Below are 658 nucleotides of genomic sequence, written 5' to 3' on the forward strand. Positions count from 1 at the left end.
AACCGCGAGCCCGGCGTCACCCTGGAACAGGTGGCCGCCGATTTCGGGGTTCACCCGGCCTCGCTGACGAAGTGGCTGCGCCAGGCGGAGACCGAGAACAGCACCGCCACCAGGCCCGCGACGGCGCCGGCTGAGTCGGCGGAGCTGCGTGAGGCCCGCAAGCGGATCCGGATGCTCGAGCAGGAGAACGAGGTCCTCAGGAAGGCCGCGGCCTATCTTTCGCAGGCGAACCTGCCGGCAAAATGACGTACCCGCTCGTCCGCGAGCTGGCCGCCGCCGATGCCCCTGTGAGGGTGCCGGTGGCGGTGACGTGCCGGGTGCTCGGGCTGGCCCGCCAGCCCTACTACCGGTGGCTGGCCTCACCGGTCACCGACGCGGAACTGACCGAGGCCCACCGGGCCAACGCCCTGTTCGATGCCCACCGCGACGATCCCGAGTTCGGCCACCGCTTCCTCGTCGACGAGGCCCGGGCCGCCGGCCAGGTGATGGCAGAGCGGACCGCATGGCGGATCTGCCGTGACAACGGCTGGTGGAGCGTGTTCGGCAAGCGCAAGGGACGCGGCAAGAACGCCAAGGCCGGCCCGCCGGTGCACGACGACCGGGTCCGCCGCGACTTCACCGCCCCGGCACCGAACCGGCTGTGGCTGACCGACATCAC

The 658-nt window shown here is 71.6% G+C and carries 1 protein-coding gene and 1 pseudogene; both read left to right on the plus strand.

Going from position 1 to position 658, the window contains the following annotated elements; genetic code table 11:
* A partial coding sequence (locus HW445_RS32625; RefSeq protein ID WP_180224344.1) for a transposase occupies positions 1 to 246 on the plus strand: 246 nt, incomplete at its 5' end.
* Positions 243 to 658 (plus strand): annotated as a pseudogene (locus tag HW445_RS32630) (IS3 family transposase); the annotation flags it as partial. The gene HW445_RS32625 and the pseudogene HW445_RS32630, both read left to right, overlap by 4 nt.

Origin of the sequence: Streptomyces sp. UH6 (genome assembly GCF_013421635.1) — a bacterium.
Classification (GTDB): Bacteria; Actinomycetota; Actinomycetes; order Streptomycetales; family Streptomycetaceae; genus Streptomyces; species Streptomyces abyssomicinicus.